Raw genomic sequence first — 14,316 nt, forward strand, 5'->3', positions numbered from 1 at the left:
TGAGGCATGAAATGAGTCAAACTAAAACCATCAATGTTGAAGCGAGCTTAGATCAAGGGTTTACAGTACGAGGCGCAATTGGCGAACACCAGTTAGTGATAGATCAGCCCATCTCTGCGAAAGGTGCTGGCTTAGGCGCTACTCCTTTGGAAATGTTTTTATTTTCACTTGCAGGTTGCATCGGCACCATTGGCCGGATTGCCGCTTTTCAAAAAAAGATCAATCTAAAAGGAATGAATATCACAGTAGAAGGTGACTACAACCCAGCTGGGTTACTTGGCAAACCAACGGATGATCGAATGGGCTTTCAGGAGATTCGAATTCGCGCCGTCATAGATGCCGATATGTCAGATGCTGAAAAAGAAGCCTTTCTCGATGAGATATGCCACCGCTGCCCTTTGCATGACAATACTCGACTTGAAACCCAAGTCGTCCACTCAATTGCATAATTAGGTCAAGTGAACTGATGGAAATTATTAACTTTACCCCTATCTCCTCATTAATTGGAGGAGGGCTTATTGGTCTTGCGGCTGCTTTTTTACTCGTCGCTAAAGGGCGTATCGCAGGTATTTCGGGTATCGCAGGCGGTATCATTTACCCTGAAAACAAAGGAGACATGGCGTGGCGTATTGCCTTTGTTGCAGGGCTGATTCTAGGCGGACTCATCTATCAGTGGAGCAACATTGGCGTCGGGGTTGAGCATATCCAAGCCATGGCAAGCACTCCCACGTTAATTGTTGCAGGGCTTCTGGTCGGTATTGGCACACAAATCGGAACTGGCTGCACCAGTGGCCATGGGATTTGTGGTTTAGCACGACGCAGCCCAAGATCACTGGTGGCAACCCTAAGCTTCATGGGCAGCGCTTTAGTGACCGTATTTATTGTTAGGCATCTAGTAGGAGGTTAATTATGGCTGCTTTACCTTGGATTGCGGCATTGCTAGCCGGGACACTTTTTGGCTTAGGGCTGTCAGTCGCACAAATGATTGATCCTGCTAAAGTCATTAACTTTCTGGATCTTTTTGGAACCTGGGACCCGTCTTTGGCGCTTGTTATGTTCGGTGGTCTAGTGGTGAATGCCATCATGACACCCTTGATTCTTAAACGTAAACGCCCGATATTGGCCGAACACTTTCGTCTGCCCACAAAGATTGAAATTGATGCAAGACTCATCATCGGCGGCATTATTTTCGGGATAGGTTGGGGATTGGCGGGCTACTGTCCAGGCCCGATTATCACCTCGATAAGCTTTATCAATATGGATATTTTAACGGTATTACTTGCATTTATTGTGGGTACAGCGGCCACTCGCTGGGTTCTTAGCAAAGTGAGCTAATCCTTTTTTGATCCTGTCACCTGTTACTGGTTACCCCTACAAGTATTTGTAGCTTTTTAGACCTTACTATCCAAGTTAAGCGCGCTACTCTGCCAGAGTAGCGCGTTACTTCAAACGACTCAATTTGCGATACAAGGTCCTCTCACTGATACCCAGCTGATCCGCCAACTGCTTATTATCCCCCTTAAAGGCTTTCACCAAATGAGTTAAGTAACGTTGTTCAAACACATCCAAGGGTAAAATATGCTCAATACTTTCCTGACTGTTAAAAACAGATGCTTGAACATCCTCTTCCATTACCAGACACTCTTTGGGTAAATGCTGAAGATCAATGCACCCATCATCGGCCAACAAAACACCTCGCTCAAGTATATTGCGCAACTCTCGAATATTCCCCGGAAAAGCATAATGCTTAAGGACAGATAAAGCAGATTCCGTCATTCGCACAGAGTCACCGCCCGCAATTCGCTTCAAAAGCACATCAATGAGCAGAGGCAAATCTTCAGGCCGTTCGCGCAATGAAGGTAAATCGATTGGAAACGCGGAAATACGATAATATAGATCTTGGCGAAAACGACCTTCTTCCACTTGCTGTTTGAGATTGCGGTGAGTTGCACAGACTAAACGGAAATCAGCATGCATAGGCTCAATTCCCCCCACTGTTCGATAGGTACCTGTTTCAATTAACCGCAACAGTTTTACTTGCTGAGGGAGTGGTATCTCGCCGATTTCATCTAAAAAAAGCGTCCCACCTCGTGCAGCCTCGATCAGACCTTTTTTACGACCAACGGCTCCGGTAAACGCTCCCCGCTCATGCCCAAACAGCTCACTTTCGAATAGGGACTCTGTTAACCCAGAACACTCCACCGTCACGAAAGGGCCACGGCTGCGCAAACTCGCATCATGCAACGCCCGAGCCGCCAACTCTTTTCCAGTTCCAGACTCACCGAGTAACAAGACAGTAATTGTTGAAGGAGCGGCACGTCTTAGCATTTCCAACATACGGCCAAATGCGGACGAACGCCCAACCATTCCCACTCCCTCCCCGGGCGTCGCTCTCGCCTCCTTCACCAAATGCATGATTTCCAAATAACAAATCACGTCATTTTCGGCATTACGAATAGGAGTCAGCTCGACATCAACATGCTCCTGCCCTTGATCCGTGTTATGCAGATGAAGCACCCGTTGCTTCTGACCGGTTTCCTGGCAGCGTTTTAGCGGACAAGACTCGCCGGCTTGATCGCAGGGCACACTATAGCCATGCGACACCTGATAGCAGGTTTTATCCGCCCCTTGTATCTCGCCATAAATAGCTTGATAGGCTTGGTTATACGCCAAAATACGATAATCCAGTGACAAAAGGGTTGCAGGCTCCTTAATCACATCCAATATCGAACTCATTTCGGCTAAAGACGTTGCCGTTAAATCTAAGCCTTTGACTGCCATTTTTAAAACACCAATCTGCCACTTTTGACAGTCATTGTCGTACAACTGTGACAATTTGTCACTTATTCAGGCGTACCAATCCGATTAAAATGACGAAATACTGCCTAAAATGGCATGTATTTCAAAAAGAAATAAGCTTATTACTGTTTTTGAAGAATATGGCACGCTTTCTGCCTAAGACTCTTTTGAGTCATCAATCTTAGCTTACCTTTGAGGACACTTGCATGATTACTGAAGAGGTCGTTGACCTTTCGCGTCTGCAATTTGCATTAACCGCGATGTACCACTTTTTGTTCGTTCCACTCACCATAGGTCTTGCCTTTATGCTGGCCATTATGGAGTCCGTCTATGTGATGACGGGTAAACAAATCTATAAGGACATGACCAAATTTTGGGGAAAACTATTCGGTATTAATTTTGCGCTCGGCGTAACCACCGGATTAACAATGGAGTTCCAGTTCGGCACCAACTGGTCCTATTATTCCCACTATGTGGGCGATGTCTTTGGCGCCGCTCTTGCTATAGAAGGTCTGATGGCCTTCTTTCTTGAGTCCACGTTTGTGGGTCTCTTTTTCTTTGGCTGGGATAGACTTAGCAAAGTGAAGCATCTAATGGTCACTTGGCTTGTCGCATTGGGATCAAACTTCTCGGCACTTTGGATTTTGGTCGCCAATGGTTGGATGCAGCATCCTGTTGGCGCCGAGTTTAACTACGAAACCATGCGAATGGAAATGACCAGCTTTGTGGATCTCGTCATGAACCCGGTTGCACAAGTTAAATTCGTACACACGGTTTCAGCTGGCTATGTAACCGCCGCTATATTTGTCTTATCCATCAGCGCTTACTTTATGCTCAGAGGACGAGATCTCGCCTTCGCTCGTCGCTCTTTTGCCATTGCCAGCGCATTTGGATTGGCCGCTTCACTGTCGGTTATCTTGCTAGGTGATGAATCAGGTTACGAACTCGGGGATGTACAAAAAACCAAATTAGCGGCCATTGAAGCCGAGTGGGACACACACCCTGCGCCCGCATCGTTTACCTTGCTTGGTATTCCGAACAGTGAAACCATGACCACGGACTATGCCATCAAGATACCCTATGCCTTAGGACTGATTGCAACCCGCTCTACGACTGAGGAAGTTAAGGGAATCAAAGATCTGATCGAAGAACATGAGATCCGTATTCGCAATGGCATGAAAGCCTACGAACTCCTACAAACCTTACGCTCAGGCCAAACAGATGAGTTTACTCGTGCTGAATTTGACCGCTACAAGCAGGATTTAGGCTATGGTTTACTCTTGAAGCGTTATACTGAGAAAGTTATTGATGCAACAGATGCACAGATTCAACAAGCGGCTAGAGACACCATCCCTCCTGTTGGGCCATTGTTCTGGGCATTCCGTATCATGGTTGCTGCAGGCTTTTGGATGCTGCTTCTATTCGCTGTGTGTTTTTACTACACAGCAAAACGCACTGCTTGGCATAAACCCTGGTTACTGAAAGCTGCACTCTTCACACTTCCTGTTCCTTGGATTGCCTCTGAAGCGGGGTGGTTTGTAGCTGAGTTTGGCCGTCAACCTTGGGCCGTCGGTGAAATTCTACCGACCTTTACGGCCGTATCCGTCCTAACCGCAAATCAGATTTTGTCGAGCCTGATCTTATTTCTCGTGTTTTATACCGTCTTGGCCATCATCGAGATTTACTTGATGCAACGGTTCATTCGGATTGGACCTAGCAGCTTGCACACCGGTCGCTATCATTTTGAGCAAGCGGGCTCCACATCATCAAGCACAAGGGTCCGAGCTTAAAACTCGAAGGAGCAATATAAATGATTTTTGATTATGAAACCTTAAAGCTTGCTTGGTGGATACTAATAGGTGTCTTACTCATAGGCTTTGCAATCACAGATGGCTTCGACATGGGGGCTTGTGCCCTACTCCCGTTGGTTGCGAAAACCGATGATGAGCGCCGAGTCGTTATCAACACCATGGCCCCTCATTGGGATGGTAACCAAGTGTGGTTTATCACCGCAGGAGGGGCTCTTTTCGCCGCCTGGCCTTTAGTTTACGCAGCCGCTTTTTCGGGCCTTTATTGGGCAATGATGCTGGTGCTCTTCGCACTCTTTTTGCGACCTGTGGGCTTTGACTATCGCTCAAAGATGGATGACCCACGTTGGCGAAATGCATGGGACTGGGCACTCGTCGTAGGAGGAGCGGTTCCTGCGCTCGTGTTCGGGATTGCATTTGGCAATTTACTCTTAGGCGTCCCTTTCCAATACGACGAGCTATTACGCCCTTCCTATCACGGCAGCTTTTTTTCACTGCTGAATCCATTTGCCCTGCTCTGCGGCATTATCAGCTTAACAATGCTAGCCTTACATGGCGCAACCTGGATACAAATGCGTACTCAGGATAAGGTCGAAGAAAGAGCAAGATATCTAGCAAAACGTCTAGCCGTTTTACTGGTTGCTACTTTTGCAATCGCTGGTATTTGGCTTGCTTGGAGCATTGAGGGCTACATGATCATTAGCCTTCCAGAAACAGGTGGATCTGCCAACCCCTTACTCAAGGAAGCCATAAAAGCCTCAGGTGCATGGTTGCACAACTATGCCGTACAACCTGCCACACTTATTGCACCCATTATGGCGTTTGTGGGTGCTATCGCTGCAGGCATCTTCAGCCATGTCCGCTACACAGGTCTCGGCTTTATCAGCAGTGCAACCGCTGTAACGGGTGTTATTTTAACGGCTGGATTCTCAATGTTTCCTTTCGTCATGCCTTCTAGCCTTGTCCCAAGCCATAGTTTAACGCTTTGGGATGCTGCATCAAGCGCCGGAACACTGATGGTCATGACATGGGCTGCGATTATCTTTGTCCCCATCATACTGGGCTATACGTTTTGGTGTTACCGCGCTATGTGGCAAAAAATTGGGGTGAGATTCATTAAAGAGAACCCTCACTCACTCTATTAAATTGATACATGAGGTTTTAACTATGTGGTATTTCGCCTGGATATTAGGCGTTCTTCTCGCCTGTGCATTTGGTATTATCAATGTGATGTGGCTAGAAGCCGAAGAAATAGATAAGGATTAATACGTCCATCCCAAGGCAGGCATCGTAAGATGCTTGCCTTTTTTATCCTCACTCACATCCTACAGCTTCATTTATTTTAATATTAGACTTCATTAATATCTTTTATTGGCAAAATAGACCTGAAAGTAATAAGCTTATAACAAACATAGAGATCAAGCAGACTCTATCCGTTACCCAATTTGAAGAGGTGCATGATGAGCTCAACAGATACAACACAAAAACCGATTGTCACGACGTTCTTTGATGAACCCACCAATACCTTCAGCTACGTTGTAAAAGACCCAAACTCAAATACCTGTGCCATTATCGACTCCGTTCTAGATTTTGACTATGCATCCGGTCGTACGGATGTACGCTCGGCAGATGCCATTATTGAACACATACGTCATGAAGGCTTAAACGTTGAGTGGATTTTGGAAACACATGTCCATGCCGACCACCTATCAGCGGCCCCTTACCTGCATGAGCATCTAGGTGGCAAAACGGGCATTGGTGGAAAAATCGTCGATGTACAAACGATCTTTGGCAAAGCCTTTAATGCTGGAACCGAATTTGCTCGCGATGGCAGTCAATTCGACCAACTTTTTGAGGAGGGTGACCGCTTTACCATTGGTAAAATAGAAGGCTATGTATTGCATACCCCAGGCCATACGCCTGCCTGCTTAACCTATGTGATTGGTGATAGTGCCTTTGTTGGGGATACACTTTTCATGCCCGATTACGGAACGGCGCGCTGCGATTTTCCGGGTGGAGATGCACGCACTTTGTTTCGTTCGATACAAAAGGTTTTAAGCCTTCCACAAGACACTCGTTTATTTTTGTGTCACGACTACAAGGCACCAGGACGTGATCACTATGAACATGAAACCACTGTAGCTGCTCAACTGGCAGCGAACATTCATGTTCATCAGGGCATCTCAGAAGACGAGTTCGTCACCATGCGGACCACGCGCGATGCTCAACTTGAGATGCCAAGACTGATATTGCCTTCGGTACAGGTCAATATGCGTGGAGGCAAAATGCCACCTGCAGAAGATAACGGGCAAACTTACTTAAAAATACCGATTAATCTTTTCTAATTCACAGGAGTTTTTTTCTATCCCTGATCGTCACACTAGGATGACACCATGAACCTTAAGCGCTTTTTTCCCATTACTGAATGGCTGCCTCAGTATCGGCTAGACACCCTAAATCAAGACATGCTGGCAGCTGTTATTGTGACGATCATGTTAATTCCTCAATCACTGGCCTATGCCATGCTGGCAGGCTTACCCCCAGAGGTCGGCCTATATGCCAGCATTGCCCCTTTAATTTTATACGCTGTATTTGGCAGCAGCCGAACACTTGCCGTCGGCCCTGTTGCTGTGATTTCGCTCATGACCGCCGTCGCGGCCGGGCAATTAGCACAGCAAGGCACACCCGAATACATTGGTGCAGTCTTAATCCTCACACTACTTTCAGGTCTCATGCTAACGCTGATGGGACTTCTTAGGCTTGGATTTTTAGCTAATTTTTTGAGCCATCCCGTCATTTCCGGCTTTATCACAGCCTCAGGCATTATTATTGCCGCCAGTCAGCTAAAGCACTTATTTGGCGTTCAAATTTCAGGCCATCATCTACCCGAACTACTGATGTCACTCATACACGAAATCCAGCACACAAACACCCCCACGCTGTTACTCGGTCTGGCTAGTTTGCTCTTTTTGTATGCAACCCGCGCAGGGCTTCAATCGCTACTCGTTAAGATAGGGCTGAATCATTACCTAGCTGGCATGCTCACTAAAACGGCTCCCATTTTAGCGGTGGTGATCACTACTTGGATAACTTTTCATTACCGTTTGGATCTGCAGGGTGTTGCTGTGGTTGGCCAAATTCCATCTGGACTTCCATCACTGAGTCTGCCCTCAATCGACCCGGGAATGTGGCAGCAGCTTTGGATGGGGGCACTGTTGATCAGCTTGGTTGGATTTGTCGAGTCGGTATCGGTTGGGCAAACATTAGCTGCAAAACGACGTCAACGGATTGATCCAGACCAAGAATTAATTGGATTAGGTGCTTCAAATTTAGGAGCGGCAATCAGCTCAGGAATGCCTGTCACGGGTGGCTTTTCGCGCTCAGTGGTTAACTTCGATGCAGGCGCGCAAACACCTGCAGCGGGAGCATTTACCGCCTTGGGAATTATTTTTGCGACCCTCTGGTTAACGCCGTTGATTGCCTATCTACCCTTGGCGACTTTAGCAGCGACGATTATTGTTGCTGTCTTGTCCTTAGTCGATTTCAAAGCCATTTTGCACACGTATCATTACTCGGGGAGTGATTTTTCCGCTATGCTCGCCACTATCCTTGTCACCTTAGGTGCAGGCGTTGAGGCTGGCATTATTGTCGGTGTCCTACTCTCAATTCTCATTCATTTATACCGCACCAGCCGTCCACACAGTGCGATTATTGGGCGTGTTTCTGGAACAGAACATTTCAGAAACATTGATCGCCATAGTGTCGAAACCAATCCTGGCATTGCGATTCTAAGAGTTGATGAAAGCCTTTATTTTGCCAATGCCCGCTATCTTGAGGATAGGGTTGCGGCACTTGTTAAGCATCAGTCTGAACTCAAGCATCTGGTTTTAGCCTGCCAAGCGATTAATCATATTGATGCTTCTGCTTTAGAAAGCTTAGAGACGATTAACGAGCGACTCAAGGAGGCCGATATTTGCTTACACTTTGCTGAAATAAAGGGCCCTGTTATGGACAGGCTCAACAATGTAAAGTTTTTTGACCATATTAATGGTCGAGTCTTTTTAAGCACCTTCGATGCATGGAAATACCTCACTCATTAAGATCACTCATTAAGACCAGAACCTAAGCAGCGCACCCCTTCACGCAAAAAAAAGCCCACAGGATGATATGTGGGCGCTGCAAAATGGGTGAGATAACAAGAGCTGAAGCAAAAAGAATTAGATCATGTCAGTAACACACTGATTTGAACAATCAGAGGTAAAATCGCGACCAAAAACCCGCCGACGATTAGAGCAATCGAGGGATAGAGTCCAAGGGTTTCATACGCTTCTTGAGTTAAGTGGGCCATATGCTCTCTCCTTTGAGTAATTAGAACTTACTTATATATTGCATAATGGGTGCCAAGTTTTAGCTCACAGAAAAATAAAATAACCTATTGATTAATAAATAATTTTATCAAGTATAACTTCAATTCATAAAAAGGAGAGGAATGTCACAAGCGGCTTAAGTCAAAAATGACATATTCTCTACAAAATTTGTCACTTGATGTCAGTGTGAGTGAGCCTCAATCGTCTGAATTAGACCAGTATCTACATAAAACTCCACCAATATATTCTATAAAGAAATAAAGATTTAACTTTTAATTCTTTTTAAATATAAAAACAATGCCGTATGCTTGCCGTTGTCTGCAATCAAGGAAATTACGGCAATGAACTCTATTAAAAAACACTGGCTGATTCGCCTGCTCAGTATGATCAGCCTGACATTTTTATTCTCAACGACGCTCTTAGCAAAAGATCTTGAAATCCTTAATGTATCTTACGATCCAACTCGAGAGTTCTATCAAGAGTTTAATAATGCATTTAAGGAGTACTGGGAAGCGGAGCACGAACAAACCGTCAATATCCGTATGTCTCACGGTGGTTCAGGGCGTCAGGCATTATCAGTCATGCAAGGCTTGGCGGCTGATATCGTGACCTTAGCACTCGCCTACGACATTGATATGATTGCTGAACGAACGTCTCGTTTAGAGACAGACTGGCAGGCTAAGCTCCCCTTAGCTTCGTCACCCTATACTTCAACGATTGTTTTTCTAGTCAGAAAAGGCAACCCTAAGAATATTCACGATTGGTCTGACCTAGTACGCGACGACATTGCCGTGATTTCTCCTAACCCGAAAACATCGGGTGGCGCACGCTGGAATTATTTGGCTGCTTGGGGATTCGCCTATATTGATGCGCTGCAGGGCTTAGACAAAATATCCAGTGCTGACGCATCCGAACAGGCACAAGCGCACGCAAAAGCACAAAGCTTTGTGCAACAGCTATTCCGGAATGTTACGGTCATGGATACAGGTGCTAGAGCATCCAGCAATAGTTTTATTGAGCGCGGCATGGGGGATGTGTTGATTGCATGGGAAAACGAAGCACTCATGGCACTCAACGCTTTTGAAAGCCATGGCTTTGAGCTAATCGTCCCTTCAGTTTCTATTCAAGCAGAACCGCCCGTTGCCGCAGTTACGGCCAATAATGAACGTAAGGGCAATCATCAAGTCGTTAACGAATACTTAAACTACCTTTACTCACCTGTTGGACAAGCAATTGCTGCCAAGTACTATTTTCGACCTCAGTATCAAGAACATGCCGATGAAAAAGATTTAGCAGCCTTCCAAGCAATAGAGCTCTTTAGACTCGATGATATTTTCGGCAATTGGAAAGAAGTCCAGGACACGCATTTTAGCAATGACGGTATTTTTGACCAAATCACTCGACGCTAATATTAATCTAGGGCGAGTCTGCTACGACTCGCCTTTTAATTCATCATGTAAGATCTGAGTAAGGCAGTGGCGCGTTACATCAGGGTGTTCAAGTGGGAACATATGCCCTCCCGGTACATGATAACAGTCAAATCCCTTCTTCTTTAGCTTAGCGATGCGAGCATCCGTCATTAGATCACTCTCTTCGCCACGTACAATCGCGACGGGTACTTTGATCTTGCGGTGGCTGCGACTCAAATGATCCGCTAAATGGCGAAAGATCTCGATTTCAACATCGGGTTCAAACCTAAGACGTATTCCCCCATTTGGATCAGGCTCCGTCCCGAAGGCAACATAATCCTTTAACGCTTGGGGATGAAATTTCTTAAAAAGACGCTTTTGCCCAAAATATGCCTCCGCAGCAGCCACATCAGGCCAATGACTGCGCCGTCCTCGTGTAATGCCTGCAGGTGTCACCTTATCAATAAACCCTAAGCGTTTAGCGAGTTTTAAGCCAAGACTATCCCACCCCATCATTAAGGGAGGATCGAGCAACACCACACGCTTAAAGCGACCAGGCGCTTTCAGTGCGGCCATATAGGTAACAACGGAACCTAATGAATGGCCAACACCAATCACTGGCTGATCACCAAAGGCCTCGTTAAAATGGAACAACAACTCATCAACGAGATTTTGCCAATTATGATTCACGGGATAATCTGGATGATGGCCTAATTTGTCGAGTACGTGAATATCCCAATCCGAACGCATCGGATCAAGCAACACACGATACGAGCCTCCAGGAAAACCATTTGCATGGGCAAAATGAAGAGGGGGACGCTTCAAAATCGAATTCATATGAGCCTCAACCTTGAGTCGATGAAAAGATCACCTATTTATGAGATTTAAGAATTTTGAGAATATCATCCAACTCATTGATGGTTTGACGAATTAGCTGCTGATAGCGTGCTGAGTCATCGCCAGCGACTTCACCCGTCAACCACTGGCGTGCGCCAGTAATGGTAAACCCCTGTTCGTACAACAAGCTACGTATTTGGCGGATAAGCAATAAATCTTGACGTTGATAATAACGACGATTATTGCGCTTTATGGGCTGTATCTGTTTAAACTCCTGCTCCCAATAACGCAATACATGTGGCTTGAGGTCGCAGAGTTCTGCGGCCTCGCCAATTGTAAAATAGCGTTTACTCGGGATAGGGTCCAGATCAGGACTCTTCTCTCCGTGCTCCTGCATAGGTATCCACACGCTCCTTTAATTTCTGACCTGGACGGAACGTCACTACCCGCCGTGCAGAGATCGGAACCTCCTCCCCTGTTTTAGGATTACGGCCAGGTCGCTGACGCTTATCCCGCAAGTCAAAATTTCCGAAGCCAGAGAGCTTAACCTGCTCATTTGACGCCAGACATTCACGGATTTCATTAAAAAAAGATTCGACCATCTCTTTTGCTTCACGCTTATTGAGACCCAGTTCTTCAAATAACCTTTCGGCCATTTCAGCTTTTGTCAAAGAGCCCATGACGTTCACCCTGTCTTTAATCTCTTAACGAGGCTCCGCATTCTTGACTGAGTGCAGAGACAACGGCATTAACACTGTTGTTTATTTCTTCATCAGTAAGAGTGCGCGAAGGATGCTGCCAGGTCAAGCCCAAAGCAAGACTTTTTCTTCCTGCTTCAATACCTTGGCCCTGATACATATCAAAAAGGCGTATATTTTTGAGAAATTCACCTGCTGTTTTAGCAACAACGGCTTTGACCGCTGAGAAGCTGACTGATTGATCAACAACTAGAGACAAATCACGTCGCATTTCAGGGAACTTCGATAAAGCCGAGTAACGCGATAAACGTCCACTCAATGCAGCCTCTAGGTCTATCTCAAACAAGAATACCGATGAGGATAAATCAAGCTCATGCACCAGTTGAGGATGAAGAGCACCGATAAAACCAATCACTTGACCAGCCAGTTCGATAGCCGCTGTTTGACCTGGGTGCAAAGCGGGATGCTTAGAAGCAACAAATGCAAACTCAGATCCCTGCCCGCCTAACCCCAGCAGAGACTCGACATCGCCTTTTAAATCAAAAAAGTCGACCTTGTCCTTGCCAGCAGTCCACCCTTCAGCATCACGATTGCCGGTAATAACCCCTGCAACCACGTTCTGCTGCTCCAAGCCAGAGTCGGATGAGATAAACCTTTGCCCCGTCTCAAACATGCGTATCCGCGTTTGTTGACGGTTTTGATTATAGAGCACTGCTTTAATCAATCCTGGCCATAAGGTTGTCCGCATCACCGCCATTTCAGCTGAAATGGGATTTGCCAACGCCAAGGGTTCATTCTCAGGATCAAACTGCTTAGCAAGACCTATTTCAATAAAGCTATAGGTTATGGCTTCCTGATAGCCACGACTGATTAAATGTTCACGTAAACGGCTCACAGCCACTTTCGCTTCAGGAATCGGCGGTAAAGGCAATTGCGCAACAGGTGTTCTGACAGGCAAATTATCATAGCCATACACACGGGCTATTTCTTCAATCAAATCCACTTCGAGCGTAATATCAAATCGGTAAGAAGGGACGCTTACACTCCACTCACGCTCAACATCGGATGTTAACGTCATGCCTAAGCGCGCTAGAATATCTTCGATAACATTAGCAGGCATTGCCATCGCTAACATTGCATCCACGCGGTCATGCCGCAGGCGAACCACAGGCTGTAGCGGCAAGTGCTCAACTGACACCGCCTCAATAACAGGACCTGGCTGCCCTCCGACGATATCAAGCAACAATTGCGTTGCACGCTCAATCGCTCTAACCTGCTGCTGCCAGTCTACCCCTCGCTCAAAGCGGTGAGAGGAGTCCGTGTGCAGCCCGTAATTGCGTGCCCGTCCCACGATTGACAAAGGTTGAAAAAATGCACTTTCCAAGAAGATATCAGTGGTTGTTTCTGTAACACTGCTAGACTCACCGCCCATGATACCCGCAATTGCAAGCGCGCCTTTATCATCCGCAATCACTAGGGTATCGTCATTTAAAGTGGCATCAGAACCATCCAGCAATCGAATCGTTTCACCTTGCTCTGCTTTTCTAACCAGAATACGGCCTTCCAGTTTATTCAAGTCAAAGGCATGCATAGGCTGCCCTAACTCTAAAAGCACATAGTTGGTAACATCAACCACTGGATCAATGCAGCGAATGCCTGAACGCGCTAACTTGGACGCCATCCAAGCGGGAGTCGTGGCTTGCGGATTGATCCCGCGCAACACTCGCCCTACGTAACGAGGGCAGTCCTCTGGCGACACCAGCTCAACTGGAAAGACTTCATCTGATTGTGCAGGAATCGCAGGGATGTCTAGCGTCTTAACGGGCAACTGATTTAACACACCGACTTCACGCGCCATACCCACAAGGCTTAAACAGTCACCACGGTTCGGCGTTAGATCCACATCAATGATCTGATCGTCCAGATTTAAGTAATCTCTTAAATTCAGCCCTAAGGGTGCATCCTCCGGTAACTCCATGATGCCTGCGTGATCGTCCGAAAGACCTAGCTCGTCTTCTGCACATAGCATTCCGAAGGATTCAACTTGACGCAATTTAGCCGCTTTGATTTTGAAATCACCCGGCAGGCAGGCACCGACACGTGCCAAGGCTGTTTTAAGACCCGCTCGTGCATTGGCTGCACCACAGACAATCTGCCAAGTGTCTGCACCATCCGACACTTGGCAGACTTGTAACTTGTCAGCATTTGGATGCGGCTGGGCATCAATAATTTGCGCTACAACCACGCCAGAAAAATCACCAGCCACACCAATAACATCGTCGACTTCTAAACCAGCCAAACTAAGTTGATCTGAAAGTGCCTGAGTATCCAAACTTGGATTAACCCACTCACGTAACCACTGTTCACTAAATTTCATGCGGATGTCCTGAATAATTCT

The 14,316-nt window shown here is 46.5% G+C and carries 15 protein-coding genes; 9 read left to right on the plus strand and 6 right to left on the minus strand.

Going from position 1 to position 14,316, the window contains the following annotated elements; all coding sequences use genetic code 11:
• Positions 1-11: 11 nt before the first annotated feature.
• The 3 genes from DN062_RS07660 to DN062_RS07670 are packed head-to-tail and all read left to right on the plus strand — an operon-like array spanning position 12 to position 1,335.
• The gene (locus DN062_RS07660) at positions 12-449 is read left to right on the plus strand and encodes an OsmC family protein (RefSeq protein ID WP_112158739.1); all 438 of its coding nucleotides are present in this window, start codon (positions 12-14) and stop codon (positions 447-449) included.
• Between the two features lie 17 nt (positions 450-466).
• On the plus strand, positions 467-907 hold the full coding sequence (locus DN062_RS07665) for a YeeE/YedE family protein (protein WP_112158740.1): 441 nt from the start codon (positions 467-469) through the stop codon (positions 905-907).
• A 2-nt stretch (positions 908-909) separates the two neighbouring features.
• The gene (locus tag DN062_RS07670) at positions 910-1,335 is read left to right on the plus strand and encodes a DUF6691 family protein (RefSeq protein ID WP_239995733.1); all 426 of its coding nucleotides are present in this window, start codon (positions 910-912) and stop codon (positions 1,333-1,335) included.
• 105 nt (positions 1,336-1,440) lie between these two features.
• Here DN062_RS07670 and DN062_RS07675 read toward each other — a convergent pair whose 3' ends face one another.
• Positions 1,441-2,781: a sigma-54 interaction domain-containing protein gene (locus DN062_RS07675; RefSeq protein ID WP_112158742.1), complete on the minus strand. Its 1,341-nt coding sequence runs from the start codon at positions 2,779-2,781 to the stop codon at positions 1,441-1,443.
• A gap of 224 nt (positions 2,782-3,005) precedes the next feature.
• On the opposite strand from DN062_RS07675, the gene DN062_RS07680 reads away from it, so the two are divergent.
• The 5 genes from DN062_RS07680 (at position 3,006) to DN062_RS07700 (ending at position 8,707) form a co-directional block, all read left to right on the plus strand.
• A complete protein-coding gene (locus tag DN062_RS07680; RefSeq protein ID WP_112158743.1) occupies positions 3,006-4,589 on the plus strand; it encodes a cytochrome ubiquinol oxidase subunit I in 1,584 nt (527 codons plus the stop codon).
• A 20-nt stretch (positions 4,590-4,609) separates the two neighbouring features.
• Positions 4,610-5,752: a cytochrome d ubiquinol oxidase subunit II gene (cydB, locus tag DN062_RS07685; protein ID WP_112158744.1), complete on the plus strand. Its 1,143-nt coding sequence runs from the start codon at positions 4,610-4,612 to the stop codon at positions 5,750-5,752.
• A 22-nt stretch (positions 5,753-5,774) separates the two neighbouring features.
• Positions 5,775-5,873 (plus strand): cytochrome bd-I oxidase subunit CydX, encoded by a 99-nt coding sequence (cydX, locus tag DN062_RS07690; RefSeq protein ID WP_081763831.1) that lies wholly within the window; start codon positions 5,775-5,777, stop codon positions 5,871-5,873.
• A 194-nt stretch (positions 5,874-6,067) separates the two neighbouring features.
• Positions 6,068-6,952, plus strand: a complete 885-nt coding sequence (locus tag DN062_RS07695; protein ID WP_112158745.1) for an MBL fold metallo-hydrolase — start codon at positions 6,068-6,070, stop codon at positions 6,950-6,952.
• 48 nt (positions 6,953-7,000) lie between these two features.
• Positions 7,001-8,707, plus strand: coding sequence for a SulP family inorganic anion transporter (locus DN062_RS07700; RefSeq protein ID WP_112158746.1), 1,707 nt, complete (start codon positions 7,001-7,003; stop codon positions 8,705-8,707).
• Positions 8,708-8,829: 122 nt separating this feature from the next.
• Here the strand turns inward: DN062_RS07700 and DN062_RS19045 are convergent, their stop codons facing one another.
• Entirely contained in the window at positions 8,830-8,955 is a 126-nt protein-coding gene (locus tag DN062_RS19045; protein ID WP_275668115.1) for a hypothetical protein, read from the minus strand.
• A gap of 360 nt (positions 8,956-9,315) precedes the next feature.
• Between DN062_RS19045 and DN062_RS07705 the strand changes: the two genes are divergently transcribed.
• Positions 9,316-10,383, plus strand: a complete 1,068-nt coding sequence (locus DN062_RS07705) for a sulfate ABC transporter substrate-binding protein (RefSeq protein WP_112158747.1) — start codon at positions 9,316-9,318, stop codon at positions 10,381-10,383.
• 21 nt (positions 10,384-10,404) lie between these two features.
• Here the strand turns inward: DN062_RS07705 and DN062_RS07710 are convergent, their stop codons facing one another.
• The 4 genes from DN062_RS07710 to pheT are packed head-to-tail and all read right to left on the minus strand — an operon-like array spanning position 10,405 to position 14,295.
• Positions 10,405-11,220, minus strand: a complete 816-nt coding sequence (locus DN062_RS07710; protein WP_112158748.1) for an alpha/beta fold hydrolase — start codon at positions 11,218-11,220, stop codon at positions 10,405-10,407.
• 34 nt (positions 11,221-11,254) lie between these two features.
• Positions 11,255-11,617 carry a MerR family transcriptional regulator gene (locus DN062_RS07715; protein ID WP_036511419.1) on the minus strand — a complete coding sequence of 121 codons (363 nt, stop codon included), beginning with the start codon at positions 11,615-11,617 and terminating at the stop codon, positions 11,255-11,257.
• Positions 11,589-11,900, minus strand: a complete 312-nt coding sequence (gene ihfA, locus DN062_RS07720) for an integration host factor subunit alpha (RefSeq protein ID WP_036511417.1) — start codon at positions 11,898-11,900, stop codon at positions 11,589-11,591. Before ihfA ends, DN062_RS07715 begins: the two co-directional genes overlap by 29 nt.
• A 16-nt stretch (positions 11,901-11,916) precedes the next feature.
• The gene (gene pheT, locus DN062_RS07725) at positions 11,917-14,295 is read right to left on the minus strand and encodes a phenylalanine--tRNA ligase subunit beta (protein ID WP_112158749.1); all 2,379 of its coding nucleotides are present in this window, start codon (positions 14,293-14,295) and stop codon (positions 11,917-11,919) included.
• Positions 14,296-14,316: the final 21 nt, after the last annotated feature.

The sequence above is a fragment of the Nitrincola tibetensis genome, assembly GCF_003284585.1.
GTDB classification, from domain to species: Bacteria; Pseudomonadota; Gammaproteobacteria; order Pseudomonadales; family Balneatricaceae; genus Nitrincola; species Nitrincola tibetensis.

Coding starts and splice junctions, on each gene's coding strand:
- DN062_RS07695 (WP_112158745.1), top strand. CDS start 6,068: ATGAGCTCAACAGATACAACACAAAAACCGATTGTCACGACGTTCTTT.
- DN062_RS07665 (WP_112158740.1), top strand. CDS start 467: ATGGAAATTATTAACTTTACCCCTATCTCCTCATTAATTGGAGGAGGG.
- cydX (WP_081763831.1), top strand. CDS start 5,775: ATGTGGTATTTCGCCTGGATATTAGGCGTTCTTCTCGCCTGTGCATTT.
- DN062_RS07710 (WP_112158748.1), bottom strand. CDS start 11,220: ATGAATTCGATTTTGAAGCGTCCCCCTCTTCATTTTGCCCATGCAAAT.
- DN062_RS07680 (WP_112158743.1), top strand. CDS start 3,006: ATGATTACTGAAGAGGTCGTTGACCTTTCGCGTCTGCAATTTGCATTA.
- DN062_RS07705 (WP_112158747.1), top strand. CDS start 9,316: ATGAACTCTATTAAAAAACACTGGCTGATTCGCCTGCTCAGTATGATC.
- DN062_RS07715 (WP_036511419.1), bottom strand. CDS start 11,617: ATGCAGGAGCACGGAGAGAAGAGTCCTGATCTGGACCCTATCCCGAGT.
- pheT (WP_112158749.1), bottom strand. CDS start 14,295: ATGAAATTTAGTGAACAGTGGTTACGTGAGTGGGTTAATCCAAGTTTG.
- DN062_RS07700 (WP_112158746.1), top strand. CDS start 7,001: ATGAACCTTAAGCGCTTTTTTCCCATTACTGAATGGCTGCCTCAGTAT.
- DN062_RS07670 (WP_239995733.1), top strand. CDS start 910: ATGGCTGCTTTACCTTGGATTGCGGCATTGCTAGCCGGGACACTTTTT.
- ihfA (WP_036511417.1), bottom strand. CDS start 11,900: ATGGGCTCTTTGACAAAAGCTGAAATGGCCGAAAGGTTATTTGAAGAA.
- DN062_RS07660 (WP_112158739.1), top strand. CDS start 12: ATGAGTCAAACTAAAACCATCAATGTTGAAGCGAGCTTAGATCAAGGG.
- DN062_RS19045 (WP_275668115.1), bottom strand. CDS start 8,955: ATGGCCCACTTAACTCAAGAAGCGTATGAAACCCTTGGACTCTATCCC.
- DN062_RS07675 (WP_112158742.1), bottom strand. CDS start 2,781: ATGGCAGTCAAAGGCTTAGATTTAACGGCAACGTCTTTAGCCGAAATG.
- cydB (WP_112158744.1), top strand. CDS start 4,610: ATGATTTTTGATTATGAAACCTTAAAGCTTGCTTGGTGGATACTAATA.